We start from the raw sequence: 23,449 nt of genomic DNA, 5'->3' as shown, positions 1-23,449 counted from the left end.
AACCCTTGGGCGCTGCTGCTCGCGCTCGCGGCGGTCGTGGCCGTGTTCCGGTTCCAGACCAGCATGATCGCGACCCTCGCCGCCTGCGCGGCGGCCGGCCTCCTGCTGCATGTCGGGGGTCTGGTATAGGAGCGCGCGTCCTCGAAAAGCTTCAGGGAGATCGAGCCATGGCCGCGCCGCGCAAAGTGATCATCACCTGTGCCGTCACGGGCGCGATCCACACGCCGAGCATGTCGCCCCACCTGCCGGTCACGCCCGAGGAGATCGCCGACGCGGCGGTCGGCGCTGCCGAAGCCGGTGCGGCCATCGTCCACCTGCACGCCCGCGACCCCGGGACCGGCGAGCCCGACCAGTCGCCCGAGGCCTTCGCGCGCTTCCTGCCCCGGATCCGGCAGCGCACCGACTGCGTAGTCAACATCACTACGGGGGGCGCCCCGACTATGTCGATCGAGGAGCGCGTGCGCCCGGCCGCGACCTTCGCGCCCGAGATCGCCTCGCTCAATCTCGGCTCGATGAATTTCGGCCTGTTCGGCATGCTCGACCGCTTCAAGGACCTGAAGCACGCGTGGGAGCGGGACTATCTCGGCAACAAGGACATCATCTTCCGCAACACCTTCGGCCAGATCGAGCATATCCTGACGACCTGCGGCCCGAACGGCACCCGCTTCGAGTTCGAGTGCTACGACACCGCGCACCTCTACAACCTGAAATATTTTCTCGACCGCGGCCTCGTGCAGGCGCCGCTGTTCATCCAGACCGTCTTCGGCCTGCAGGGCGGGATCGGGGCGCATCCGGACGACGTGATGCACATGAAGCGCACGGCCGACCGGCTGTTCGGCGACCTCTATCGCTGGTCCGTCCTCGGCGCGGGCCGCAGCCAGATGGCGATCGCCGCGATGGCCGCCGCGATGGGCGGGAACGTGCGCGTCGGCCTCGAGGACAGCCTCTGGATCGGGCCGGGCGAGCTCGCCCGGACGAACGCCGATCAGGTCCGGCGCGTGCGCGGCATCATCGAGGGGCTCGGGCTGGCCGTCGCGACGCCCGACGAGGCGCGCGAGATGCTGGCTCTGATGGGCGGCGATCGGGTGCGGTTCTGAGCCTCGCCGGACGCCGCGTGCCGCGGGCGCCCGGGCCGGGGGCGACCGTGATGCAACCATCCGTGCCCGCGATCATTGGATTACGAAGATTGCCACAGGTTAAGCGAAGGTCGGGGAGGATGAGAACGGCATCCTCTCGAAGGGAGGCGCCGTGCGAGACTGCAATGCCCAGGGTCCGGTCCGGTCTAGCGCCACCGACGACCCGTGCCTCAACGGCATCGCCCACGACCTGGCCGATCTCTACGAGCCCGTGGTTCGCGAGACGCCGCCGGATCGTCTGAGGAAACTGGCCGAGGATCTCGCCAAGCGCCTGCGTGCCGAAACCCGCAAAGGAGAGGATTGATGCGGAAAGTCACCCACACGGCCCCCATGGCCCTCATCGTGGATGACGTCGCGGCGGATCGCGAGCGCGCCGTCGCACTCCTTGAGGAAACCGAGCTCGACGTCATCACCTGCGCGAGCGGCGAGGCGGCCGTCGAGGTCCTGCAACGCTGCGGCGAGGACGTCGCCATGCTGTTCACCGGCCCGTCGCTCGCGGGCAGCATGGACGGCGTGCAGCTCGCCCGCGCGGTCGGCAAGCTCTGGCCGGCGATCCGCCTCGTTGTGACGTCGGACGCCCCCGACGCCAGCGCGCGCGACCTCCCCGACGCCGCGATCTGCATGAAGCGCCCCTGGCTGCCCCTCGACGTGCTTGTGCAGGCCGGCCGCGCCGTGCGCCGGCCGCAGCCGCTCGTGGCCTGACGGATCCCGGCGACCATCCACGGTCGCCTTTGCCGGGCTCGCGGCTCCGTCAGCGCGGGTCTCCTCTCCCGTGCGGATCGGAACACGCTTTCTTAAGCGCGCCGCCCGGCCAGATTGCTGCATCATCGATCCGGTCCCCAGGCGTCAGCCCGGCGCGGGAGGGTCGCGATGATCGCCAGATCCGTCTCCATGGCCGCGCTCGCGGCAGCGCTGGCCGCCGCTCCGGCGCATGCCGGCGAGCCCTCGGCCCCGGGACCGGTGCACGTCCATCCGGGCGCGCAACCTGCGCCGGGCCGGACCGAGGTCGGCCCCTATGCCCGCGACCTGCCGCGCGGCGCCGCCGCGCCGACGAGCGCGGCCAAGCCGCCGCTCTACGCCGACCTCGGCACGCTGAGCTGGCCGGTCGGCACCGCGAGCGCCGAGGCGCAGGCCTATTTCGACCAGGGCTACCGGCTCGCCTGGGGCTTCAACCACGCCGAGGCCGCGCGCGCCTTCCGGGCGGCGCAGGCCATCGACCCGGGCTGCGCGATGTGCCTCTGGGGCGAGGCCTGGGTGCTCGGGCCGCACATCAACTACCCGATGGATGCCGACGCGGTGCCGCGCGCGCGCGCCGTCCTCGCCCGGGCGGCGACGCTCGCGGGCGCCGCGCCCGAGCAGGCGGCGCTGATCGAGGCGCTGTCGCAGCGCTACGCCGACCCGCCGCCGGTCGACCGCAAGCCCCTCGACCGCGCCTTCGCGGACGCGATGGAGCGGGTGCAGGCGCGCTTCCCCGACGATGCCGAGATCGCGCTCCTGACTGCCGACGCGCTGATGAACCTGTCGCCCTGGGATTACTGGGAGGCTGGCGGCCACGAGCCGAAGGGCGCGACGGACCGGACGCTCGCGCTGATCGAGGGCGTCCTTGGCCTGCGGGCGGGCTCGGCGATCACCCCGAACCCCGATCATCCCGGGGCGATCCACCTCTACATCCACACGGTGGAGGCCTCCGACCGGCCGGAGCGGGCCGCGCCCCACGCGGCCCGCCTCGCCGCCCTGATGCCCGGCACCGGCCACATCGTGCACATGCCGAGCCACATCTGGTACCGGCTCGGGCAGTGGCGCGAGAGCCTCGCCGCGAACCGCGCCGCGGTGGCGGCCGACGAGGCCTTCGTCGCGGGCGGGGGCGCGAGCCTGCTCTACGCCCACGCCTACTACGCCCACAACGTCCACTTCGTGCTGATCTCTGCCCTGATGGGCGGGGACGGGGCGACGGCGACCGCGGCGGCGGACAAGCTCGCCGGCATCGTCACCGACCGCGCCAAGCGCGAGATTCCCTGGACCCAGCCCATCGCGGCCGCGCCCTATGTCGCCCATGCCCGGTTCTCCGCGCCCGAAACCGTCCTGGCCCTGCCGGCGCCCGACGCATCCTTCCCGCTGGTGTGCGCCCACTGGCACTACGCGCGGGGCGAGGCCCTGGCCCGGCTCGGGCGGCCGGAAGAGGCGCTCTCCGAAGCGGCCGCGATCGACGAGCTGGCGCGCCAGCCCGCCATCGCGGCCATGCCCGAGGCCGGCGTGCCGGCGCCCGACATTCTCGCCATCGCGGCCCATGTCGTGAGGGCGCGGGTGGCGCGGGCCCAGCGCGAGGAGGCGCGCGCCGTCGCGCTCCTCGCCGAGGCCGCCGCCATCCAGGACCGGCTGCCCTACATGGAGCCGCCGTTCTGGTACTTTCCCGTCCGCCAATCCCTCGGCGCGGCGCTCCTGGCGCAGGGCCGGCCCGAGGAGGCGGCGGCCGCCTTCAGAGAGGCGCTGAAGCGCGCGCCGAACAACGGCTGGGCGGCATCGGGCCTGCTGCGGGCGGCGCAAGCCTGCGGCGACGAGGCCACGGCGGGCGAGGCCCGCGCGCTCCTGGAGCGGAGCTGGTTCGGCGGCGAGCAGCCGGCCCCGGAGATGCTGTAGGCCGCAGCGCCCCAATACAGTCCCGGTCCGTTCAGGGCCAGCATCCATGCGCGACCTTCTGATCCGCTCGCAAGGTTCTACGGACTTTTTCATCAGGACGACTGGACGACGCGGCGCCATACTCGCTGGAAAAGGCGGCGCCCATGCGAGGCCCGCCGCTCCACGGGAGGGGCTTGCGATGGAACGACGGACGGCTCGCGCGATCGCGGCGCTCGGCCTTCTCGGGGCATCGCTCGCCCAAGCGCCGGCGCAGGACCTCACGGGCGAGGCGGCGCCGCTCGAGCGGGAGGCGCTGGCGCCGTCCGTCTTCCTCTTCGCCGACACGCAGGTGAGCCACTACCACGAGTTCACGGCGCGCGAGCCCGGCATCCTGGCCACCCGCGCAAACCCGCTCGACGGGCGCGGCGCCCGCCGACCCGACGAACTGGATGCGTGCCCGCTGAGGCGGCCTGGTCCCGAGCGCGACGGCGGCGGATGTCGCCAAGATCCGCCATTCGGCGCACGCGGCGCGGTCGCGGCGTGAGCGACGAGCGCGGGGCTCACTCACGCGATCCCATAGAGTGAGCGCGGCTCCCTGAGCCCCCTCAGCGCGAAGGTGCCGAGCTTCAGGGTCGGCCGGGCGCAGCGATGCGCGAAGGTCTCCGACAGCACGATGTTGCGGCCGAGCGCGTCGCAGAGAGACTCCATCCGGCAGGCCTCGTTGACGGCGCGGCCGATCACCGTGAAGTCGAGCCGCCGGCTTGCGCCGACATTGCCGTAGACGACGTCTCCGAAGTGGAGCGCCACGTCGATATCGAGGTTGTGCCCGCCCGAGATCCGGTGCCGTTCGTTCAAGCGGAGATTGGCCGCGATCGCATCCTCGGCTGCGCGCAGAGCAGCCTCGCAGGCGGGGCAGGGTTGGGCCTCGGCGTCGGCGACCGGAAAGACCGCGAGCAGCCCGTCGCCGAGAAACTTCAGGATCTCGCCGCCCCGCGCCGTTACCGCATCGCCGATGGCTTCGAAATGCTGGTCGAGCCGGGCGACCACCGCGAGCGGGTCTGCCTGCTCGGTGAAATCCGTGAAGCCTCTCAGATCCGCGAACAGAATTGTCGCCGGGATTCGCTCGCCCTCGCCGCGCCGGATCTCGCCGTCGAGGACGCGCCGGGCCGTGCTCGGACCGAGATACACGCTCAACGCGTTCGTGGCCGTGCGGGCCGCGCTGACGCGATAAGCGGCAAGGCCCAGTGCCGGGACGAAGCGCATGACCTGCGCGATCTCCGTCTCCGAGAAGCCGCCGGCGCGGTCGGTGGCGATCGAGAAGGCGACCCCGCGTACGACCGACTGGCCGTCGCCGAACGTGATCAGGCGCATCACGTAGTCGGTGGCGCCGGCGTCCCTCAATTCGTTCAGGAGGTCGAAGCCGAGGGCGCTCGCCTCCCGCTCCAGTTGCCAGCGATGCACCTCCAGGTCGTTTGCGAGCAGATGGTGGATCACGCTGCGCTGGAAGGCCTGCTCCTGCTCGGGGCCGTGCAGGAAGGTGCCGACGGCGCTGGGCCGGTCGCGCCACCATTTGTGCGTCAGCGCGCGGAAGCTCGGATCGATGGTGGGCAGGTCGAGGCTCGCGCGCCAGACCGGGAGGCCGGCCGCGTTCAGCCGCTCGCAGAAGCCCGTCAGGAGGCTGCCGAGATCATCATGCGCGAGGGCTTGCCGGAGGATCCAATCGACCAGGTCGTCGGCATGAGCGGAATCGGTCATCGGGCGATGGTCCATGGGCGGACCGCCCAGGTGAGCGCCAGGATAGGCGCCCGCCTGTGCCCCGCCTCTCGACGCACCATCGCCGCGCCGTCGACCGCGACGCTTCGATCGATGGCACGGCGGGGATCGGCGAAGTGGTCGAACGCCTGCATGTCGGTCTCCGGGCCCGGATGAGAGCGATGTCGGCGCGGCTGCCCGGACCTTGCGCATCGAACGCGAGCCGCCTCCAAGTGCAACCTACCATTGATCCCGCCGCGAGCGCTTCGGCCTCCCGTCGATACCCGGACCCGAGGAGCGGCCGCGCTGTCCTTCTCGCGCTCATTCCCTGTCGAGCGAGAAGCTGAGGCGGCGATCGCGGTAGGTCGCGCTGATCGCGGCAGCCCCTGTCTGCAGAAAGGGCGCCGACAGCGTGCCCGTCGACACGATGCTGCCGCGCGGCACCGTGAAGCCCCGCTCGCGGGCGAGCGCCAGAAGGTCGCCCAGAGCCGCCGAGGGATCAGTCTCGTCGTCGCCGCTCACGGCTCGGGCGCGCTCGACCCCGTCGACGCTGACGGTCAGCGTCCGCGCCACTTCGGGCAGGCTGGCCGGATCGATCCTGTCGCCGAGGACCAGAGCCTGGAAGGCCGCGTTGTCGGCCGCGAAGCTCGGCCAGCCGACGGCACGCCGGTCGACGAAGCGCGACAGGACCAACTCGAAGGCGGCCCGCGTCTCGGAAACGATGCTGAGAGGTTCCGCCACGGTCTCGCCGGGAGGCACGTCCCGGCCGACGATGAAGGCGATCTCGAACTCGATCGTGACGGGTGCCGCGTTCGGCATCCGCAGGCGGGCTCCGTCCGCGAAGAGGTGCTCGCGCAGCACGTGGCCGGCAATCGAACGGCCGATGCCGGATTCGCGCTTGCCCTTGTGGCTTCCGATTGCCAGCTTCCAGCCTACGCGCTCGGCCGCGATCGCGTCGAGGAAGCGATCCTGAATGGCGTATCCCTCCGCCATCGTGCGCGGCCGGATGGCGGCCGGCAATTCGGAGATCAGACGTCCGGCCCGCCAGGTCTCGGCCAGAAGGCTCGCGGCCGGCAACGGGTCGAATGGCTCAGGCATCGCTCTCATCCTCCGTGTTCCCTCCGTGAACCGTCTGTCGAAAGGCCGACGTCGGATTCGGCGCGCCGTACGGCCTCACGGCAGGCGGGCGCGCGGGTCGGCGCGCGCGACGCGCGCGAGGAGGTAATCGACCTCGGCGCGGGCCTGGGGCGACAGGGTCGAGGAGGGCTTGCGCTGGGCGTCCGAGGTAAAGATGCCGCGCCGGCGGAAAACGTACTTGCGCACTGCGAGCCCGAGCGGTCCCTGCTGCTGCTCGTAGCGCAGATAGGGCAGATGGGCGTCGAACAGGTCGTGCGCCTCGTCGCGCCGGCCCATTGCGCTGAGGCGAACCACGTCGACCAGCATCTCCGGGAAGGCATAGCCGGTATTGGCGCCGTCCGCGCCCCGCTCCGCCTCGAAGTCGAGGAACAGGCCGCCATTGCCGACGAGGATCGCGATGTGGCGCATCGAGCCGTCTCGCTCGAACCCGCGCAGAGCCGTGATCTTGTCGAGCCCCGGCCAATCCTCGTGCTTGAGCATCACGCAGGACGGGTTCTCGGTCACGATGCGTCGAATCACGGCCGGGGTCATCACGACCGAGAACGTCAGCGGGTAATCCTGGATGATGAACGGCACGTCGCCACCGATCGCCTCGGCGGCGTTGCGGTAGTAGCCTGCGACTTGGTCGTCGCTGCGCAGCGTGTTCGGGGGCGCGATCATCACGCCGGCGGCGCCGAGATCCATGACCTCGCGGGTGAGCGCCCTCATGGCGGCGAAGCCGGGGGCCGAGACGCCGACGACGACCGGCAGCTTCGTGCGGGACACCACGCGCCGTGCGATGGCCACGCCCTCGGCATGGTCGAGCTTCGGTGCCTCGCCGAGCTGGCCGAGGATCGTGATGCCGTCGATCCCGGCCTCCGCGAAGAAGTCCGTCATGCGGTCGATCGAGCGCTCGTCGACGCGTCCATCGTCGTGAAAGGGCGTGGGGGCGATGGGAATGACGCCCCGGATGTCGCTGGTAAGGGCCATGCCGTCCTCCTCGCTCGATGCATCGTTCGGTGGACCTGCCTCCTACCTAGAGGCGGATCGGCCTCCGGGTACGGCGAGCCGGATCCCGGTCGCTCAAGGTCCCTCCGCGACGGGTCTCGGAGTCTGCCGCGCCAGCAGGTGCGCCGTGACGATGCCGAGCGTCAGCATGACGGCTGCGCAGGCGGCGAGCGAGGCGAACTGCCCGATCCCCTGGAGCGCGGCCCCGAGGATCGCGACGCCGAGCGCTTGGCCGCAGAAGAACGAGAAGGCGTGCAGCGCGACGGCCGAAGCGCGCGCGCCCGGGGCGACTTCGGTCACCTGCACCTGAAAGGTGTTGTGGAGCATGTAGAAGCCGAGCCCCATCGCGAGAAGCGCGGCGCCGTCGACCTGCCACCGCCCCGCCGAACCGACGACGAGCAGGGCGCCCGAGCAGATCGCGCCGCCGACGATCAGCATGCGCGACTGGCCGAGAACGCGCAGCAGAAGCCCGACCAGGGCAGAGTACAGGAGGCCGCCGACCGCGAAGCCCGCGAGCGCGAGTCCGGCCTCGCGCGGGCCACCCTCTCCACGGGCCTCGATCAGCGGCGCGAGATGCGGGAAGATGCCGAAGATCGTGATCGCCTCGATGAAAACGGCCGTGAACAGCACCCGCGCCCGTGGATTGGCGATGATGCTTCGGTAGCGCGCGATGGCCTCGCGAAAGTTCGGTGCGCGGCGCGGTGGTCCGGCCTTCCGTTCGAAGCCGAGAAGCGCCGCGCCGCACCCGAGCGCGCCGACGCATGCCGTGATCGCGAAGACGCCCTGCCAGCCGATCTGCCCCTCGATCAGGCCGGCGAAGGTTGAGCCGGACAGCTGGCCGAGCACGATCGCGACCAGAAAACGCCCGATCGCGACCTGCCTTCGCGCAAGCGGGATGCGGTCCCCCATCAGTGCGAGGGCGAGGGGCACGACGCCGCCCGCTGCAGCGCCGGCGATCATGCGCAGCCCGAACAGGAGACGAATGTCGCCCGCCACGGCGCAGGCCGCGAGCGCGAGCGTCAGCACGCCGAGGCAGCCCGTCATCACCCGCTCCTTGCCGAGCGCGTCGCCCACAGGACCGAGGATGGGCTGGATCAGCGCGTAGGGCAGGGCGAAGGCGGTGGATAGGAGGGCAACCGTGTGGGCGTCGCTCGCAAGGTCTCGGCCGAGCACCCCGACGAGCGGCTCGACGGATCGGCCCGCGAAGGTACTGGCGAAGCCCGCCATCGCCAGGACGATGACGAGGCGCAGCGTCGAGTTGCCGTCCGGATCAGCGTTCATCAGGCGATGCCAGATTGCGGCACTTCGGGCACGACCCGAGCGCTGGCGAAACCGGGTCCACGGCGGATCGGGTATCGAAGCCGCAACTGCCGTCAATCGACCGCGGTGCCGTGCAGTTCCGCGTTGGTGAAGCGCTGCTGCTCCTCCATGACGAGGGTCGCCAACTCGCGTTTCAGGGCGTTGAACTCGCCCGAGGCGGTATCGCGCGGCCGCGGGATCTCGACCATGAAGTCGCGCTTGAGGCGGCCCGGGCGGTAGGTCATCACGAGAATCCGGTCGGCGAGGTAGATCGCCTCCTCGATCGAGTGGGTCACGAAGATGATGGTCTTGCGCGACGTCGCCCAGATTCGCAGCAACTCGTCCTGCAGCGTCCGCCGGGTCAGGGCGTCGAGTGCGCCGAAGGGCTCGTCCATCAGCATCACGGGCGGGTCGAGGGCGAGGATCCGGGCGATCGCGACGCGCTGGCGCATGCCGCCAGAGAGGTCCTTCGGGTAACGCTTGCGGAAATCGGCCAGCCCCAGCGTCGCGATGATCCGGTCCACGATGGGCGTCGCCTCGGCGCGCGGCAAACCCTTGATGTCGAGGCCGAACCGCACGTTGTCCTCGACGCTCATCCAGGGGAACAGCGCGTATTCCTGAAACACCATGCCGCGCTCGGGCCCCGGCGCCTCGACGGGCGCGCCGCCGAGCGTGATGCGACCCTCGCTCAGCGGCATGAAGCCCGCGATCGCGTTGAGCAGGGTGGACTTGCCGCAGCCCGACGGGCCCAGCAGGCAGAGGAACTGGCCCTCCGGCACGACGGCGTTGATGTCGTCGAGGGCCGGCACGGCGGCATCCCCGCTGCCGAACACCTTGCTGGCATGGGCCAATACGATCTCTGCCGACATCCTGACGTCCAGACCTCGATCGGTTCACGAAGCTCCCGGATTCCGGGAGCGCATTGTCCGGCATCGCGGCCCGCGACGGGCCGCCGGAGCTTCTATCGCTCCAGGCCGCGGTGCCAGCGCAGGAGGTGATCGTTCAGCCGCGACATTCCCCCGTCGATGATGAGGCCGAGCACGCCGATCGTCAGCATCCCGCCGATGATCTTGTCGGACCACATGTACTCGCGCGCCTCCAGGATCCGGTAGCCGAGCCCGTCCGAGACCGCGATCATCTCGGCGACGATCACGACGATGAAGGCTGTGCCGATCCCGATCCGCATCCCGGCGAGCACGAACGGGCTGGCGGCCGGCAGGATCACGCGGCGGAACATCGTCCAGGAATTCGCCCCGAGATTGCGGGCGGCGCGGATGTAGATCGAGTCGACCTGCCGCACCCCCGCGATGGTGTTCACCAGAACCGGGAAGAACGTGCCGAGCGCGATCAGGAACAGGGCCGGCGGGTTGCCGAGGCCGAACCAGACGATGGCGAGCGGAATGTAGGCGATCGGCGGGATCGGACGCAGGATCTCGAGCAGCGGGTTGAACAGCTTGAACAACCGATCGCTCGACCCGAGCAGGAGGCCGGCCGGGACGGCGAGGCCGGCACCGAGGCAGAAGCCGCTGAGCACCCGCGCGAGGCTCGCGACCGCGTCATGCGGCATCTCGCCTGAGAAGAGCCATGCCAGGTAGCTCTGCTGGCCGGGCTCGTAGGGGAATGCGGGTATCAGGCCCGCGACCCATTTCGTCGCCACCGCACTCGGCGGCGGCAGCACGATCGGCGAGAAGATGCCGGCGCGGCTCAGGATCTCCCAAAGGACGAGGAGCCCGATCGGGACGATGGCGCCGCGAAGCGAGGACAGGGACATTCATCGGCCTCAGTTGATCTTGAGATCCGCTTTCGCCTTCTCCAGGAGGTCGAGCTTCACCCATTCCGCGTCACTCTTCGGCGGGTTGACCATCTTGCCGAGGCCGTACTTGGTCATGTAGTCGGCGGTCACCTGCATGTGGCCGGCCGGCACGTCATAGGTATACTTCGCGTTGTCCATGGCGTCGCGGAAATCCTGGCTCGAGAGCTGGCCCTTGAAGACCTGTTCCCGCACGTATTTCTCGGCGAGCGCCGGGTCGTCGATGAAGGCCTTCGTGGCGGCGACGAACAGCTTCAGCACTCGGGCGGCGACGTCGGGCCGCTCGTTGTACATCTTCTCCGTCATCACCAGCGGCCGGTACGGGATGCCGATCGGCGTGTCGTAGGGCTTGACCACCTCGGCCGCGTAGCCGGCGCTGATCGCCTGAGTGGATTGGGGCTCGCTCTGGCAGATCACGTCGACGTATTTCTGGGCGAGCGCCTGATTGAGATCGGCGTAGTTGTTGAAATAGGTCAGCTGCACGTCCTTGCCGGACCGCTCGGACCAGGTCATGCCATGCTTGTCGAGTTCGGCCAGGAGCATCAGGTCCTGCGTGCCGCCGCGCACGGTCGCAACTTTCAGGCCTTTCCCCTTCAGGTCGGCGAGCGATTTGATCTCGAGGTCCGGACGCCGGAGGATGCGTACGCCGCCATTGGCAAAGCCCGCGACCACGTAGAGCTTGACCCCGTTGCCGCGCGCCGCCACGGCGCCGTCCCCGCCCGAGGCCGAGATGTCGATCTGGTCGACTGCCATGGCCGGGTAGATGTCGGCGCCCTTGGGAAAGACGCGCTCGTCGATCTTGAGACCGTATTTCGGCGCGATCTCCTTCATGTAGGAGATCGCGCCGTAATGGGCGAACTTGAGATTGCCGAGCCGGACCAGGTCCTCGGCCCGTGCCGACGTGGTCACCGCGAGAGCGAGCAGGGCGGCGCAGGCAGCCGTGGCGCGCATGAGCATTCGTTTCCTCCGGTCGGGGTCACTCGCCCCTTTTCTCATCCGTAGATCGGATGCTGACCCATTGACTAGGGGAGGCGGTTGTCGAAAGTAAAGCGCGCACAGGGTGTTCCGCGTGACGAAGTACAATGGGTATCGCCGCGTCGCCGTGATCGGCTGCGGCACGGTCGGGGCGAGCTGGGCAGCCTTGTTCACCGCCCACGGGCTCGACGTGGCGGCCTTCGATCCGGCGCCCGGCCGTGGTGAGCGCCTCGCAGCGTTCGTGACGCACGCGCGCAGCCAGCTGAAGGAATTCGGTCTCGACGGCGAGGGCAGCCTCACCCTGCACGAACGGATGGAGGATGCCGTCGCAGGGGCCGACTTCGTGCAGGAGAACGCGCCCGAGGACGAGGTCGCCAAGCGCGGGCTGCTCGCCGAGCTCGATGCCCTCCTGCCGGAGCATGCCCTGATCGCGTCGAGCACCTCGGCGCTCCTGCGCAGCGCCATCGTGACCGAGTGCGCCCGACCCGAGCGCGTGATCGTGGCGCATCCGTTCAACCCGCCGCACCTCGTCCCGCTCGTCGAGATCGTGGCGGCGGACGCAGCGACGGCCGAGCGCGCCGCAGCCTTCTACCGCGATCTCGGACGCCGCCCCGTCATCCTCCGGCGCGAGATGCCGGGCCACATCGCGAACCGTCTTGCGTCCGCGCTCTACCGGGAAGCCGTGAACCTCGTCGCCGAGGGCGTGGCGAGCGTCGCCGATGTCGACGCGGCTCTCTGCAACGGGCCGGGCCTGCGCTGGGCCGCGATGGGCCCGCACATGACCTACCACCTCGGCGGAGGCGCGGGAGGCATCCGCCATTATCTCGACCATCTGGGACCGAGCCAGGCGCGGCGCTGGGCAAGCCTCGGCAACCCCGCGTTGAGCGAGGCCGTCAAGGCCGCGATCGTGTCCGGCATCGACGCGGAGGCCGAGGGCCGCAGCATCGCGGAGCTTGAGGCGCGCCGCGACCGCTCCTTGATCGAGATCCTGAAGTCGCGGGTCGAGGTCGCCGGCCAATAGGCCGGTTCCGGCGCCCGAACGGGTGTCAGCGGTCGCCCCGGATCCTCTCCAGTAGGCCAGCCTCGGCATATCCGTCGGGCACGAGCCCGACCGACACCTGATAGGCGCGCACCGAAGCGCGCGTCTTCGGACCGATCTTCCCGTCGACGGCGCCGGCAGGGAAACCTCGCTCCGTCAGGAGCGTCTGCAGATCGCGGCTCTCAGCGGGCGTCAGGAGGCGATCGCCCCGCGGCCAGTCCCGCACGAAATCCGGCTCGCCGCGCAGGCGGTCCGACAGGTGCGCGACCGTCAGCGCATAGGCCAGCGCCGTGTTGTAGCGGAGAATGATCCGGAAGTTCGGGAAGAGCAGGAAGGCGGGTCCGCGCGCGCCCGCCGGCAGCACCAGCGTCGCGCGCATGCCCTCGTCGACGAGCGGCCCCGGGCGCGCGGGGCGAACGCCGCGCTGCTGCCACTCCACCACGGAACGCTCGGTGGTCTCGTCGGCCAGACCGTAGTCGAACCCGTCGGGGAGCGTGACTTCGTAGCCCCAGCCTTCGCCCCGGCGCCAACCCGACGCCTTGAGGTAGCTGGCAGTCGACGCGAGCGCGTCCGGCACCGAGCGCCAGATGTCCCGTCGCCCGTCGCCGTCGAAATCGACTGCCTGGGCTTGGTATGTCGTCGGCATGAACTGGGTGTGTCCCATCGCACCGGCCCAGGAGCCGGTGAGGCCGCCGGCGAGCGCGCCGGCGGGAGCGTCCGCGCGCTCGACGATCTGCAGCGCCGCCATCAACTCGTCGCGCCAATATCCCGCCCGCGAGAGGTCTCCGCAGGCGAGCGTCGCCAGCGAGCGGATGACCGGCCGCACGATCGTCGCGTCCTCGAGGACCGTCCCGTAGGTCGATTCGACGCCCCAGATCGCCACGAGAATGTGCCGGTCGATGCCGAAGGCTCGCTCGATCTCGCCGAGGGTCTGAGCCCATTCGGCAAGCTTGCGCTGGCCCTCGGCGATGCGGGCCTCGGTCACGACGGCGCCGAGATAGATCCAGATCGGCTTGACGAATTCCGATTGGTTGCGCGCCGCTTCGAGCACCTCCGGATCCGGTGTGAGGCTCTCGAGCTGCTGGGCGACCAAAGCCTGACCGATTCCGCGCGCCCTCGCCTCGACGGCGAGATCGCTCCGGCAGATCTCGAACGAGGCGGGGGGCCGCGGGCCTTCGAGCGACGCCGCTTGCCCGTCGGCACAGGAAGCCGACGCGACGAGAATGGCGGCGCTGAGGCAGCGTCGTTGCGAGTTCATCGTGCGGATCCCATTGCATAGCTGACGTGGGCGGCGCTTCGCGACAATATTCGATTGCGATCCCGCAGCCTTCGACCCTCCGGTCCGCGAAGCCGCATTCTCGTCGCGATCCTTTGTTCTACGCTCCCCGCCCGGACAGTCCGGGACGTTCTGGAGTCAAGCCATTGCTGTTTCGCGTTGCCTTCGCTCTCGCCGCCACGACGGCCGCTGCCGCAGCCGCTCCGAGCGTCGCGCCTGCGCCCGATCGCGCTGCCCTGAAGCAGTACTGCACGGGGGACTACCTGACCTATTGCGGTAATTTCGCGCCCGACAGCCCCGAGGTGCACGTCTGCTTCAAGCAGAACAAGGCCAAGCTCTCGCCGAACTGCCAGTCCGCCATCAGCAGCTACATGAGGGCGCAGCGGAAGGGCTGAGCGCGGCGTCTCTCGGCCGACGCGAGCGACGCGTCTCACGCGGTGGCCGACCCGGCGTCCTCGGGACCGATATCAAATCGCACGCCCTGCGCGAGCGGCATAGTCGATCCGTAGTTGATGGCGCTCGTCATCCGCCGCATGTAGGCCTTCCAGGCGTCCGAGCCCGATTCGCGTCCGCCGCCCGTCTCCTTCTCGCCGCCGAACGCGCCGCCGATCTCGGCGCCGGACGGCCCCATATTCACGTTGGCGATGCCGCAATCGGAGCCGACCGCGGAGACGAAGCGCTCCGCCTCGCGCATGTCCGTCGAGAAGATCGACGAGGACAGCCCCTGCGGGACGCCGTTCTGCAGCTCGATCGCTTCCGCGAGCATCCGATATGTGAGGACGTAGAGGATCGGCGCGAAGGTTTCGGCGAGGACCGGACCGGTCTGAGCCGGCATCTCGACCAGAGCGGGACGGACGTAGAAGGCGTTCTCCGGCAGGGCGCCGGTAACCCGGCCGCCGCCGTGGACGCGTCCGCCCGCGGCGCGTGCCTCGGAGAGCGCCTGCTCCATCGCCGCGAAGGCCGCCCCGTCGATGAGCGGGCCGACGAGCACGTCGTCCGCGAGCGGATCGCCGACGGAGACCGCGTCGTAGACCCGTTTGAGTCGCGGGATCAGGGCGTCGTAGACCTCCTCGTGCACGATGAGGCGACGCAGGGTGGTGCAGCGTTGGCCCGCCGTCCCCATCGCCGCGAAGGCGATGGCCTGCAACGCCAGACCGAGATCCGCCGACGGTGCGACGATCGAGGCGTTGTTGCCGCCGAGTTCCAGGATCGACCGGCCGAATCGCGCGGCCACAACCGGGCCGACGCGGCATCCCATGGCCGTGGAGCCGGTCGCCGAGACGATCGGCACGCGTGGATCGATGGCCAGAGCCTCGCCGATCTCGCGCCCGCCGAGGAGAAGGGTCGACAGGCCTTCGGGCGCCTCGGGGAAGTCCGCCACGACGCGCTCGACCAAGGCCTGCACGGCAAGCGCGGTGAGTGGCGTTTTGTCGGACGGTTTCCACACGACGGCATCGCCGCACACGAAGGCGAGAGCGGCATTCCAGCTCCACACCGCGACCGGAAAGTTGAAGGCGCTGATCACGCCGACGATTCCCGCCGGGTGCCATTGCTCGACGAGGCGGTGATCCGCCCGTTCGGATCCCATCGTGAGACCGTAGAGCTGGCGCGAGAGACCCACTGCGAAATCGCAGATGTCGATCATCTCCTGCACTTCCCCGAGCCCCTCGGAGATGATCTTGCCCGCCTCGATGGTGACGAGCCGCCCGAGATCCGGCTTGGCGGCGCGCAGCGCATCGCCGAGGCGCCGCACGAACTCGCCGCGTCGCGGCGCGGGCACGAGGCGCCAGGCGAGGAAGGCCTCCTGCGCCCGGCCGATCGCCGCTTTCGCCTCGCTGCGAGTCGCCTCGTGCACTCTTGCAACGACCTCGCCGGTCAGGGGGGAGCGGGCCACGAGAGACCCACTCGCGTACCGTGAAGGGCAGACGCCGAGAGCCTGCATCAGGCGGGCGATCTCGGCGGCGAGACTGACCCCGCGCAACGTCGCGTCCATCACGTGGCCTTTCAGGATCAATCCCGCGCTGCCGGCGGCGAACGCGGCCGAGCCTCGCAGGCGCATCCTGACGCCGTCGAAGCCCGCGTCGTGGAAACGGGGCCGTGCTCGGGGCGATCGAGGGCACTTGGCCGACACCCCTTGGCAGAGAACGTGCGCGTCGGGAGGGCTCGGGGCAAGTCGTCAGGCTCGATCGTCCGCGAGCACGGCGAGACGCTCGGCAGGTCTCCCGGCAGCCGCTCGAGGCTGCTTGATGCCCGCTCGGAAGGTTGCGTGTTGCCGCGGCGACTGGCTTGCGCCGGGTCAGTCGCAGCCCAGCGCGCTATATGGGCGCCACGCCTCACGGGCCGGAGAAACTGCGCATGAACCAGAACGATCGCGACGAACTCGACCCGCTCTCGCGCCTGCACGCGAAAATGGTCGCGCTGGAGATCGTGCTCGGCGTCGTGATCGGACGCCTGTCCGAGGACGATCCACAGGTCCGCGAGGATGTGCGACGCGACGTCGACATCCTTCTGGCCGACCTGCCGATCGACGGACCAAGCGAGGCGATGATCAGCGCCGAGGTGCGACACGCGGCGGAGCGGCTGCTCAGCGTGCGCGTCGGCTGACGCCGTCGATCCGGCCGCGAACCGCCGCGGCGCCGTCGCCCTTCGGTTCGCGGCGGCATGCGAGACGAGCCCGAGCGCCCGGCTGCGGCTCGACCTGCACCGATCCTCAAACCGGAAGCACGTTGGTGTACTTCACCTGCCCCAGGGCGAAGCTCGACTCGATGGAGCCGACGCCGTCGAGCCGCGTCAGCTTGTCCTTGAGGAAGCGCTCGTAGGCGGCCAGATCCGGCACGACGACGCGCACGAGATAGTCGTGGCGCCCCGTCATCAAGTAGCACTCGACCACCTCGGGCCAGCGCGCCACCGCCACCGCGAAGCGATCGAGTTCTTCCTCCCGCTGGCGCTCCAGTTTCACCGAGGCGAAGACGCTGATCGGCAGTCCCACCTTGGCCTGATCGACCAGCGCGACGTAGCCCTTGAGGATGCCGGCGTCCTCCAGCATCCGGATGCGACGCAGGCACGGCGAGGCCGACAGGCCGACGCGGCCAGCGAGATCCTGGATCGTCACGCGTCCATCGCGCTGGAGTTCCGCAAGGATCTTCCGGTCGATCACATCGATCCGCCGCTCTTGCATGATGCTCCTCGAAAACGGCGGTCGATTGTGGAATCCTGCTAAAAGGTAGGCTTTTCCCGGCAAGTTTGGCAAATCTCGCCGGACGACCGATGCGATGGTGAGGCCTCGTCCACGAGGCTTCCCGATGCACCGCGACCCGCGCCTGCCCTATCTGACCGAGCTCGAGCGCAAGGCGCTGTGGCTCTCGACCTGGATGATCCACAACGCCAATCACGTCCGGCCGAACCACGACGGCATGAAGGTCGGCGGGCACCAGGCTTCCTCGGCCTCTATGGCGACGATTCTGACGGCCCTCTACTTCGCGGTGCTGAGGCCGGAGGATCGCGTCGCGGTGAAGCCACATGCCGGACCGATCTTCCACGCGATCCAGTATCTCGCCGGCCATCAGAGCCTGGAGAAGCTGAAGAACTTCCGCGGGTTCGGCGGTGTGCAATCCTACCCGTCGCGGACCAAGGACATCGACGATGTCGACTTCTCGACGGGCTCGGTCGGCCTGGGCGTGGCGCAGACGCTGTTCGGCGCGCTCGTGCGCGACTACGTGCGCGCGCATGGCTGGGGCCTCGACCGGCCGGAGGGCCGGATGGTCGCGCTGGTCGGCGACGCCGAGATGGACGAGGGCAACATCTTCGAGGCCCTGATGGAGGGCTGGAAGCAGGGCTTGCGCCGGACATGGTGGATCATCGACTATAACCGCCAGAGCCTCGACGCGGTGATCCGCGAGGGCCTCTACGGCCGCTTCGAGGAAATCTTCCGCTCCTTCGGCTGGGATGTGGTGGTCCTCAAGTACGGCTCGCTGATGGATGCGGCCTTCGCGGAAGCCGGCGGTGCGCGGCTACGGACCTGGATCGATACGGCTCCGAACCAGCTCTACGCAGCCCTGACCTTCCAGGGCGGGGCCGCTTGGCGCCGCCGGCTGGAGGCCGATCTCTCCGGCGACGCGGACGCGCTGGCTCTGATCGGCCGCCGTTCCGACGCGGAACTCGCAGCGCTGATGGGCAACCTGGGCGGCCACGACCTCACCAACCTGCTCCGGGCGTTCGAGGCCGCCGACAACGACCGTCCGACAGTTTTCATCGCCTACACGGTGAAGGGCTTCGGGCTGCCGCTCGCCGGACACAAGGACAACCATTCCGGCCTGCTCACCCCGGCCCAGGCGGAACTGTACCGTGACAGCGTCGGCGTGCGCGAGGGCCATGAATGGGAGCCGTTCGAGGGGCTTGCCCTTCCGGCCGAGGACCTTCGCCGTTTCATCGAGGCAGCGCCGTTCTTCAGCGAGGGGCCGCGCCTGCGCGATGCGCCCCGGCTGCCGGTCCCGTCGGAATTCCCATGTCCGCGCCAGCCGGTGCAGTCGACGCAGGCCGGCTTCGGCCTGATCCTGAACGAGCTGGCGCGATCCGATGCGCCGATCGTCGAGCGGATCGTGACCACCTCGCCCGACGTGACCGTCTCGACCAATCTCGGCGGCTGGGTGAACCGGCGCGGCCTGTTCGCTCGCGAGGAGCTGCGCGACCTGTTCCGGACCGAACGTATCCCCTCGACCTTCACCTGGGATTTCTCTGTCAAGGGCCAGCACATCGAACTCGGTATCGCCGAGATGAACCTTTTTCTCCTGCTCTCCGGGCTCGGGCTCTCTCATAGATTGTTCGGCGAGCGGCTGATCCCGATCGGCACGCTCTACGACCCTTTCATCAGCCGCGGCTTGGACGCCCTCAACTACGCCTGCTACCAGGATGCCCGCTTCATCATCGCGGCGACGCCCTCGGGCGTGACGCTCGCGCCGGAAGGAGGCGCGCACCAGTCGATCGCCACGCCGCTGATCGGGCTCGCGCAGGACGGCCTGGCGAGCTTCGAGCCCGCCTTTATCGACGAGCTGTCGATCCTGATGGCGCATGCCCTTGAATATGTGCAGCGCGACGGTCCGCAGGGCGGCTCGATCTATCTTCGGCTCTCGACCCGCAGCATCGCCCAGCCGCAGCGCCAGGTATCACCGACCCTGTCCGAGAACATCGTCGCGGGTGCCTACTGGCTGCGCGAGCCCGGCCCCAATGCTGAGGTCATCGTAGCCTATTCCGGAGCCGTGGCGCCGGAGGCGATCGAGGCTGTCGGCCTGATGGGCGAGGACCGACGCGACATCGGTCTGCTCGCCGTCACCTCCGCCGACAGGCTCCATGCCGGCTGGACCGCGGCCCAGCGTGCCCGCGAGTCGGGAGACCGCGGTGCGCGAAGCCATGTCGAGCAGCTGCTCTCCGGCCTGCCTTCGCATTGCGGCCTGGTCACGGTGCTCGACGGGCACCCGGCGACGCTCGGCTGGCTCGGTGCCGTGCAGGGGCACCGTACCCGCGCACTCGGCGTCGAGCGTTTCGGGCAGACCGGCACCGTCGCCGACCTCTACCGGCATTACGGACTCGACGCGCGGGGTATCGCGGCCGCGGCCCTGGCGCTGGCGCCGGAGCGCCCGGTCCGGAACCTGCGCACCGTGTGAGCGTGCGACGGGCGCGGGCTTGCCGGTCTCACGCAGGCTTCGGAACGCGGCGCGACCGGCGACCGCTCGGCAGGCCCGTGGCCTGCACATCCTCCAGCACCAGCTGGATATGCCGCCGCTCTTGCGGTAGCGCCAAAGCGGCAGCACCATCCGCCGCCTCGACGACCGTGCAGCCGACGCCTTCGAAGGCCTTGCGGCCATCCTGCGCGGGAGCGCGTCATCATCCTCGCCGATCCGACCGGCGGTGGGCGGTCAGGTACGGCGTGCGGCCGCACGAGGCCCGCGGGATGCGGACAGGACCTCGAAGGTTCGCGGAGCGGTCAGGCAGGCAGGAGGAAGCAGTGGCGTCACGCCTCGAGGAACTGAAGGACGACCCGGCGTTTCGACAGGCCGTACACGCCGTGCGGGGAGCCGCGAGCGTGCTGAGTGGACGGGCGGTGACGCGTGAAGAGGCGGAGCTGCTGGTGAGCTTCGCGCTCGCGGCCTATGCAAATGCCGGCGGCCTCGTCGAGCCCAGTCTCAGTCGCCTGGCCCGGTTCTCCGGCAGGCTGCCGCCGGACGAGAGTTTCGAGAGCCTCTTGAAGCACTGAGAGCCCCTCACACGGCTCCCGCTGCGCCGTCGCGGCCGGAGGCGGGACGCCACTCCAGGATCGCGAGTCTTGTAAGCCATTCCGAGCCGGCATGCGTGGGTGTCGAGCCAGCGGCTCGTCAGCACCTACCGAGGTCGGGATCTGCTTTCGAACCGGCGCTGCCGGTCTCCCTCGCCGTTCCCGACGCTGGCGGGCCCGTGCTTCTCTCCTCATGGATCCCTGCCCCGCGGCCTGCCGGCTCGTGGGGCGCCGTGCTCGTCAGGCTGTCGCCAGTCTCACGGGGACGAGGGTCGCAGGCCGATCACCGCGCCGATCCCGGCGACCGGACACACCGTCTCGGAATCCTCGGCGCTCCACCTCGCGATCCCCTGTCGCCGATCGAGAGCGGCCGGTCGAGGACGCGGCCGTAGGCTGCGATGCACTTCGATCCTCATCGGATCTGCTCGGACTTGTGCATCCGCAAGGGCCGCTCGTCCGCGTTCAGGACGATGTCCGCGTCGCTGCTCTTCGACCGCTCGATTGCCCTTCGAGATGTCCAGGCGGCAACTACCCTGCCACCTGGAGGAGTGCGGCCAACCTGGCTTTCCCGTGCCTGAGCACTATTTCCATTGCGCCTCATCCGCATGAGGCGCAGATTTTCCGCGAGGACCGAGGGGGCTCGATCGCGCATTGTCTGCTCGCACATGCGAGAACCCGATGACCCGCTTCGTTCTTGTCGGCATCGCACTCGTCACCGCCATGCCGGCCTGTGCTCAGTTCCTGCCCGCGCCCTACCCGCCGGCTCGGCACGGCGCAATCATTCAGCGACAGCCGAACACCACCGGCAACAGCCGAGACCTCATCATCGCGCCCGGGGCGACCGGTGCCGACACCATCATGACGAACTCGGCAGCGGGTGGGAATTCCAGCTTTCCCGAGCGGGCGGTGCCGAACGGCAGCGCGAACGGCGGCGGCGGCAACGCGCGATGATGGGGGTGACCTCGCGGCCCTTCAGCCTCACGGCGCGAGCAAGCTCGTCAGCGTTGCCGATGACAAGTCGAGAACGGGCTGGACGGCGCTGACGGGCCGTGGACTGGAGCAAGCCGACCGTCGCCCGCATCGGCCTTGCGATCTCCGATCCTATCCGGTGGTGCACGACGCGCTTGGACCTGCGGGCTACCGCGCGTCGGCGAGCCCAGTCCTGCAGGAAGAAGATCCCGGCGCCCTGGATCAAGCGTCTCGCTTCGCCTGAGACACCTTGTTCGCTTGGGAGACGCGGCCAATCTCGCTGGGTTCGATGGTAACGGAGCGGCGATCGCTGGGGCTCGACCTCATGCCTGTCCTCTCTCGCCGATCGGCCGACGGATGATGCACGAGGCGGTTTTGCCGCTTCAGGTCGAGGGCGCGACGCGCAGCGGCCGTCAACGACGCCTTGGCGTCCTGCTTCACCAATCGGTTGATTTCCCGGCTGACCCGCTTGATCGCCTGGGCGAAGATCTGCTTGCGGCGGCTCGGATGGACCATGTCCCCCGGGAAGCTGCTGCCGCGGAGCGAGGCCTTGCCGCGCGCCGCGCGCCGCAACTGCCGTGAGAAGGTTTTCGCCTTGTCGTGGAGGCCGCGCAGCCTCTTGCGGGTCTCCCGCAACTCCTCGGCCGAAACCGTCGCGATCCCGGGATAATGGGTGTCTGACACGATCGCGAACTCGTCGTGGCTCAGATATCGGGATTCGGCAGAGGTCGGTATCGACATGGCTCGCTCCTGGTCGCGCTCGGCCTTGTCCGGCATCTCCGGAAGCCGCTGCCTCGATTGCTGCGCGGATGCCTGTTCAGCACCTTCGCGCGGCAGGCGGGCGAGATGACAGCCGCGGCGGCTGACGCGCGGCGAGTCTCGGCCGCAGCGGCGAGGATCAGGACGGAGTCGGCCACGCGAGGCAAGTCTCCGTACTGTCCCGGTCTTGCCCGGATCCACCATCCGCAGACGAACCCGCTCTTGCCTGCAAGTTGGCCAGCGACGCCTTCGTACGCTCCTGGCGCCGTGGCCGGCATGGGATGCGCTCAGGCGCGCTCTCCACCGTCGGACCGGTCGGGGCCGCGCCGCGGGCGGGGGCGATCGCGGCATTTCCTCGCGTCATTCGTGGCGATCCGTTGCCGCCGCCGACCATCGTTGCGCCCTGCGGGATCGGGGGATCGCTCAATCGAAGGCTGCCAGGCGCCGGCGGACCTTGGCGACAAACCGCTTCCGTGCGTCCGGCGTGCAGGAGTCCATGCTGGTGAGGGCCAGCCAATCCAGTCGGCATCGACGGGCGCACAAGGTGCGGATGCCGCGGTTGAACAGGCGCCAGTCCGGCCATCCGACGAGCCAGAGCAGCCATCGCGGCGAGCCGTAGGTGGTCACGATCGTGATCCGGCGAACCGTGGTGAGGAGCGGCTGCAGCACGCCGGGACCGCCGAGCCGAAAGGCGACGCCGGGCAGCCAGACCCGATCGAGCCAGCCCTTCAGCATGGCAGGCATTCCGAACCACCAGGTCGGGTAGACGAAGACCAGAGCCTCTGCGCGACGCAGCGAGGCCACGTGGCCGGCGACGTCGCCGAGCTCGGCGTTCTGATCGTAGTATCGGCCGCGCTCGGCGGCGGTGAGGACCGGGGAGAATCCCTCCGCGTACAGGTCGCGAACTTCGACCTCATGGCCGGCCGATCGGAGAGCCTCCGTCGCCTCCTGTCGCAGCACGGCGCAGAAGCTGTCGGACCGCGGATGACAATAGATCAGCAAGACGCGCATGCCGCTGCTCTCGATTCGGGACGGGGCTGCAGGAGACAACTCAGATCGCCCACGCCGGCCGCGCCGACTTCGCTGAAGTCGAGCAGGCTGGCAGCGGTCAAGTCCGATCGGCCGGCAAACCTGGATCCGGAGTGTTCAGTCGGAAATGTCCCCTCCGATCAAGCGACGTCCGCTGAAACTGCGAAGATCGATCGGCACCGACATCCGGGGACGCGGAGAAGCGAGGGACGATCATGGCCCGCTTGGCCCCTCCACTCTGCGCCATCATGCTGACTGCCGGGCTCGTCCTCCCCGCCCGGGCGCAGCCGGATCCTGCCTCGGCCCTGCCGGTCGGGACCGTTCTCGCCCAACGCAGGGCCATCGATCAGGCGCTCGACTTCGTCGGGCGCGTCGAGGCCATCGGCCGCGTCGAGGT

General features: G+C 69.5%; 24 protein-coding genes and 1 pseudogene. 12 read left to right on the top strand and 13 right to left on the bottom strand.

Features of this window, described 5'->3' with window-relative positions; genetic code table 11:
* The first annotated feature begins 167 nt into the window (after positions 1–167).
* From kce to WDW90_RS25655, 5 genes are all read left to right on the top strand, one after another.
* Positions 168–1,097: a 3,5-dioxohexanoate:acetyl-CoA acetone transferase gene (kce, locus tag WDW90_RS25675; RefSeq protein WP_336490337.1), complete on the top strand. Its 930-nt coding sequence runs from the start codon at positions 168–170 to the stop codon at positions 1,095–1,097.
* Between the two features lie 151 nt (positions 1,098–1,248).
* The gene (locus WDW90_RS25670; RefSeq protein ID WP_336490336.1) at positions 1,249–1,440 is read left to right on the top strand and encodes a hypothetical protein; all 192 of its coding nucleotides are present in this window, start codon (positions 1,249–1,251) and stop codon (positions 1,438–1,440) included.
* Positions 1,440–1,838: a response regulator gene (locus tag WDW90_RS25665; protein WP_336490335.1), complete on the top strand. Its 399-nt coding sequence runs from the start codon at positions 1,440–1,442 to the stop codon at positions 1,836–1,838. The genes WDW90_RS25670 and WDW90_RS25665 overlap by 1 nt, the downstream gene beginning before the upstream one ends.
* Positions 1,839–2,006: 168 nt before the next feature.
* Positions 2,007–3,773, top strand: a complete 1,767-nt coding sequence (locus WDW90_RS25660; RefSeq protein WP_336490334.1) for a tetratricopeptide repeat protein — start codon at positions 2,007–2,009, stop codon at positions 3,771–3,773.
* A 178-nt stretch (positions 3,774–3,951) separates the two neighbouring features.
* Positions 3,952–4,296 carry a hypothetical protein gene (locus tag WDW90_RS25655; protein ID WP_336490333.1) on the top strand — a complete coding sequence of 115 codons (345 nt, stop codon included), beginning with the start codon at positions 3,952–3,954 and terminating at the stop codon, positions 4,294–4,296.
* 20 nt (positions 4,297–4,316) lie between these two features.
* Here WDW90_RS25655 and WDW90_RS25650 read toward each other — a convergent pair whose 3' ends face one another.
* From WDW90_RS25650 to WDW90_RS25615, 8 genes are all read right to left on the bottom strand, one after another.
* Positions 4,317–5,507 (bottom strand): adenylate/guanylate cyclase domain-containing protein, encoded by a 1,191-nt coding sequence (locus WDW90_RS25650; protein WP_336490332.1) that lies wholly within the window; start codon positions 5,505–5,507, stop codon positions 4,317–4,319.
* Complete coding sequence (locus WDW90_RS25645; protein ID WP_336490331.1) at positions 5,504–5,659, bottom strand: hypothetical protein; 156 nt, start codon at positions 5,657–5,659, stop codon at positions 5,504–5,506. Before WDW90_RS25645 ends, WDW90_RS25650 begins: the two co-directional genes overlap by 4 nt.
* Before the next feature lie 166 nt (positions 5,660–5,825).
* Positions 5,826–6,602, bottom strand: a complete 777-nt coding sequence (locus tag WDW90_RS25640; RefSeq protein WP_336490330.1) for a fumarylacetoacetate hydrolase family protein — start codon at positions 6,600–6,602, stop codon at positions 5,826–5,828.
* 75 nt (positions 6,603–6,677) lie between these two features.
* Entirely contained in the window at positions 6,678–7,610 is a 933-nt protein-coding gene (locus tag WDW90_RS25635) for a dihydrodipicolinate synthase family protein (protein WP_336490329.1), read from the bottom strand.
* A gap of 93 nt (positions 7,611–7,703) precedes the next feature.
* On the bottom strand, positions 7,704–8,909 hold the full coding sequence (locus WDW90_RS25630) for an MFS transporter (protein WP_336490328.1): 1,206 nt from the start codon (positions 8,907–8,909) through the stop codon (positions 7,704–7,706).
* Positions 8,910–9,001: 92 nt separating this feature from the next.
* Positions 9,002–9,796 (bottom strand): ABC transporter ATP-binding protein, encoded by a 795-nt coding sequence (locus tag WDW90_RS25625; RefSeq protein ID WP_336490327.1) that lies wholly within the window; start codon positions 9,794–9,796, stop codon positions 9,002–9,004.
* Positions 9,797–9,888: 92 nt separating this feature from the next.
* Positions 9,889–10,698 carry an ABC transporter permease gene (locus WDW90_RS25620; protein ID WP_336490326.1) on the bottom strand — a complete coding sequence of 270 codons (810 nt, stop codon included), beginning with the start codon at positions 10,696–10,698 and terminating at the stop codon, positions 9,889–9,891.
* Positions 10,699–10,707: 9 nt separating this feature from the next.
* Positions 10,708–11,688 (bottom strand): ABC transporter substrate-binding protein, encoded by a 981-nt coding sequence (locus tag WDW90_RS25615; RefSeq protein WP_336490340.1) that lies wholly within the window; start codon positions 11,686–11,688, stop codon positions 10,708–10,710.
* 118 nt (positions 11,689–11,806) lie between these two features.
* On the opposite strand from WDW90_RS25615, the gene WDW90_RS25610 reads away from it, so the two are divergent.
* On the top strand, positions 11,807–12,733 hold the full coding sequence (locus WDW90_RS25610) for a 3-hydroxyacyl-CoA dehydrogenase NAD-binding domain-containing protein (RefSeq protein ID WP_336490325.1): 927 nt from the start codon (positions 11,807–11,809) through the stop codon (positions 12,731–12,733).
* A gap of 25 nt (positions 12,734–12,758) precedes the next feature.
* On the opposite strand, the gene WDW90_RS25605 is transcribed toward WDW90_RS25610, so the two are convergent.
* The gene (locus WDW90_RS25605) at positions 12,759–14,009 is read right to left on the bottom strand and encodes a lytic murein transglycosylase (RefSeq protein WP_336490324.1); all 1,251 of its coding nucleotides are present in this window, start codon (positions 14,007–14,009) and stop codon (positions 12,759–12,761) included.
* A 164-nt stretch (positions 14,010–14,173) separates the two neighbouring features.
* Between WDW90_RS25605 and WDW90_RS25600 the strand changes: the two genes are divergently transcribed.
* Positions 14,174–14,422: a hypothetical protein gene (locus tag WDW90_RS25600; RefSeq protein WP_336490323.1), complete on the top strand. Its 249-nt coding sequence runs from the start codon at positions 14,174–14,176 to the stop codon at positions 14,420–14,422.
* Between the two features lie 35 nt (positions 14,423–14,457).
* Here WDW90_RS25600 and amaB read toward each other — a convergent pair whose 3' ends face one another.
* A complete protein-coding gene (amaB, locus tag WDW90_RS25595; protein ID WP_336490339.1) occupies positions 14,458–16,020 on the bottom strand; it encodes an L-piperidine-6-carboxylate dehydrogenase in 1,563 nt (520 codons plus the stop codon).
* 362 nt (positions 16,021–16,382) lie between these two features.
* Between amaB and WDW90_RS25590 the strand changes: the two genes are divergently transcribed.
* Positions 16,383–16,631, top strand: a complete 249-nt coding sequence (locus WDW90_RS25590) for a hypothetical protein (RefSeq protein WP_336490322.1) — start codon at positions 16,383–16,385, stop codon at positions 16,629–16,631.
* A 106-nt stretch (positions 16,632–16,737) separates the two neighbouring features.
* Here WDW90_RS25590 and WDW90_RS25585 read toward each other — a convergent pair whose 3' ends face one another.
* A complete protein-coding gene (locus WDW90_RS25585; RefSeq protein ID WP_336490321.1) occupies positions 16,738–17,205 on the bottom strand; it encodes an Lrp/AsnC family transcriptional regulator in 468 nt (155 codons plus the stop codon).
* 124 nt (positions 17,206–17,329) lie between these two features.
* Here WDW90_RS25585 and WDW90_RS25580 point away from each other — a divergent pair, with 124 nt between their 5' ends.
* From WDW90_RS25580 to WDW90_RS25570, 3 genes are all read left to right on the top strand, one after another.
* Complete coding sequence (locus WDW90_RS25580; protein WP_336490320.1) at positions 17,330–19,687, top strand: transketolase; 2,358 nt, start codon at positions 17,330–17,332, stop codon at positions 19,685–19,687.
* 341 nt (positions 19,688–20,028) lie between these two features.
* Positions 20,029–20,277, top strand: a complete 249-nt coding sequence (locus WDW90_RS25575; RefSeq protein ID WP_336490319.1) for a hypothetical protein — start codon at positions 20,029–20,031, stop codon at positions 20,275–20,277.
* Positions 20,278–20,973: 696 nt separating this feature from the next.
* Positions 20,974–21,246: a hypothetical protein gene (locus WDW90_RS25570; RefSeq protein WP_431311119.1), complete on the top strand. Its 273-nt coding sequence runs from the start codon at positions 20,974–20,976 to the stop codon at positions 21,244–21,246.
* A gap of 240 nt (positions 21,247–21,486) precedes the next feature.
* Here the strand turns inward: WDW90_RS25570 and WDW90_RS25565 are convergent, their stop codons facing one another.
* The gene (locus WDW90_RS25565) at positions 21,487–22,005 is read right to left on the bottom strand and encodes a hypothetical protein (RefSeq protein ID WP_336490317.1); all 519 of its coding nucleotides are present in this window, start codon (positions 22,003–22,005) and stop codon (positions 21,487–21,489) included.
* Positions 22,006–22,446: 441 nt separating this feature from the next.
* Positions 22,447–23,034, bottom strand: coding sequence for an NAD(P)H-dependent oxidoreductase (locus tag WDW90_RS25560; RefSeq protein WP_336490316.1), 588 nt, complete (start codon positions 23,032–23,034; stop codon positions 22,447–22,449).
* A gap of 233 nt (positions 23,035–23,267) precedes the next feature.
* Between WDW90_RS25560 and WDW90_RS25555 the strand changes: the two are divergent.
* Positions 23,268–23,449, top strand: a pseudogene (locus tag WDW90_RS25555) (efflux RND transporter periplasmic adaptor subunit); the annotation flags it as partial.

It is taken from the genome of Methylobacterium nigriterrae (genome assembly GCF_037106235.1).
In the GTDB taxonomy this organism is placed as follows: domain Bacteria; phylum Pseudomonadota; class Alphaproteobacteria; order Rhizobiales; family Beijerinckiaceae; genus Methylobacterium; species Methylobacterium nigriterrae.
Note: the sequence above shows the minus strand (reverse complement) of the source record. Positions and strands in the feature narration are given on the sequence as shown.

Coding starts and splice junctions, on each gene's coding strand:
- kce (WP_336490337.1), top strand. CDS start 168: ATGGCCGCGCCGCGCAAAGTGATCATCACCTGTGCCGTCACGGGCGCG.
- WDW90_RS25665 (WP_336490335.1), top strand. CDS start 1,440: ATGCGGAAAGTCACCCACACGGCCCCCATGGCCCTCATCGTGGATGAC.
- WDW90_RS25660 (WP_336490334.1), top strand. CDS start 2,007: ATGATCGCCAGATCCGTCTCCATGGCCGCGCTCGCGGCAGCGCTGGCC.
- WDW90_RS25655 (WP_336490333.1), top strand. CDS start 3,952: ATGGAACGACGGACGGCTCGCGCGATCGCGGCGCTCGGCCTTCTCGGG.
- WDW90_RS25650 (WP_336490332.1), bottom strand. CDS start 5,507: ATGACCGATTCCGCTCATGCCGACGACCTGGTCGATTGGATCCTCCGG.
- WDW90_RS25645 (WP_336490331.1), bottom strand. CDS start 5,659: ATGCAGGCGTTCGACCACTTCGCCGATCCCCGCCGTGCCATCGATCGA.
- WDW90_RS25640 (WP_336490330.1), bottom strand. CDS start 6,602: ATGCCTGAGCCATTCGACCCGTTGCCGGCCGCGAGCCTTCTGGCCGAG.
- WDW90_RS25635 (WP_336490329.1), bottom strand. CDS start 7,610: ATGGCCCTTACCAGCGACATCCGGGGCGTCATTCCCATCGCCCCCACG.
- WDW90_RS25630 (WP_336490328.1), bottom strand. CDS start 8,909: ATGAACGCTGATCCGGACGGCAACTCGACGCTGCGCCTCGTCATCGTC.
- WDW90_RS25625 (WP_336490327.1), bottom strand. CDS start 9,796: ATGTCGGCAGAGATCGTATTGGCCCATGCCAGCAAGGTGTTCGGCAGC.
- WDW90_RS25620 (WP_336490326.1), bottom strand. CDS start 10,698: ATGTCCCTGTCCTCGCTTCGCGGCGCCATCGTCCCGATCGGGCTCCTC.
- WDW90_RS25615 (WP_336490340.1), bottom strand. CDS start 11,688: ATGCGCGCCACGGCTGCCTGCGCCGCCCTGCTCGCTCTCGCGGTGACC.
- WDW90_RS25605 (WP_336490324.1), bottom strand. CDS start 14,009: ATGAACTCGCAACGACGCTGCCTCAGCGCCGCCATTCTCGTCGCGTCG.
- amaB (WP_336490339.1), bottom strand. CDS start 16,020: ATGGACGCGACGTTGCGCGGGGTCAGTCTCGCCGCCGAGATCGCCCGC.
- WDW90_RS25590 (WP_336490322.1), top strand. CDS start 16,383: ATGAACCAGAACGATCGCGACGAACTCGACCCGCTCTCGCGCCTGCAC.
- WDW90_RS25585 (WP_336490321.1), bottom strand. CDS start 17,205: ATGCAAGAGCGGCGGATCGATGTGATCGACCGGAAGATCCTTGCGGAA.
- WDW90_RS25580 (WP_336490320.1), top strand. CDS start 17,330: ATGCACCGCGACCCGCGCCTGCCCTATCTGACCGAGCTCGAGCGCAAG.
- WDW90_RS25570 (WP_431311119.1), top strand. CDS start 20,974: ATGACCCGCTTCGTTCTTGTCGGCATCGCACTCGTCACCGCCATGCCG.
- WDW90_RS25565 (WP_336490317.1), bottom strand. CDS start 22,005: ATGTCGATACCGACCTCTGCCGAATCCCGATATCTGAGCCACGACGAG.
- WDW90_RS25560 (WP_336490316.1), bottom strand. CDS start 23,034: ATGCGCGTCTTGCTGATCTATTGTCATCCGCGGTCCGACAGCTTCTGC.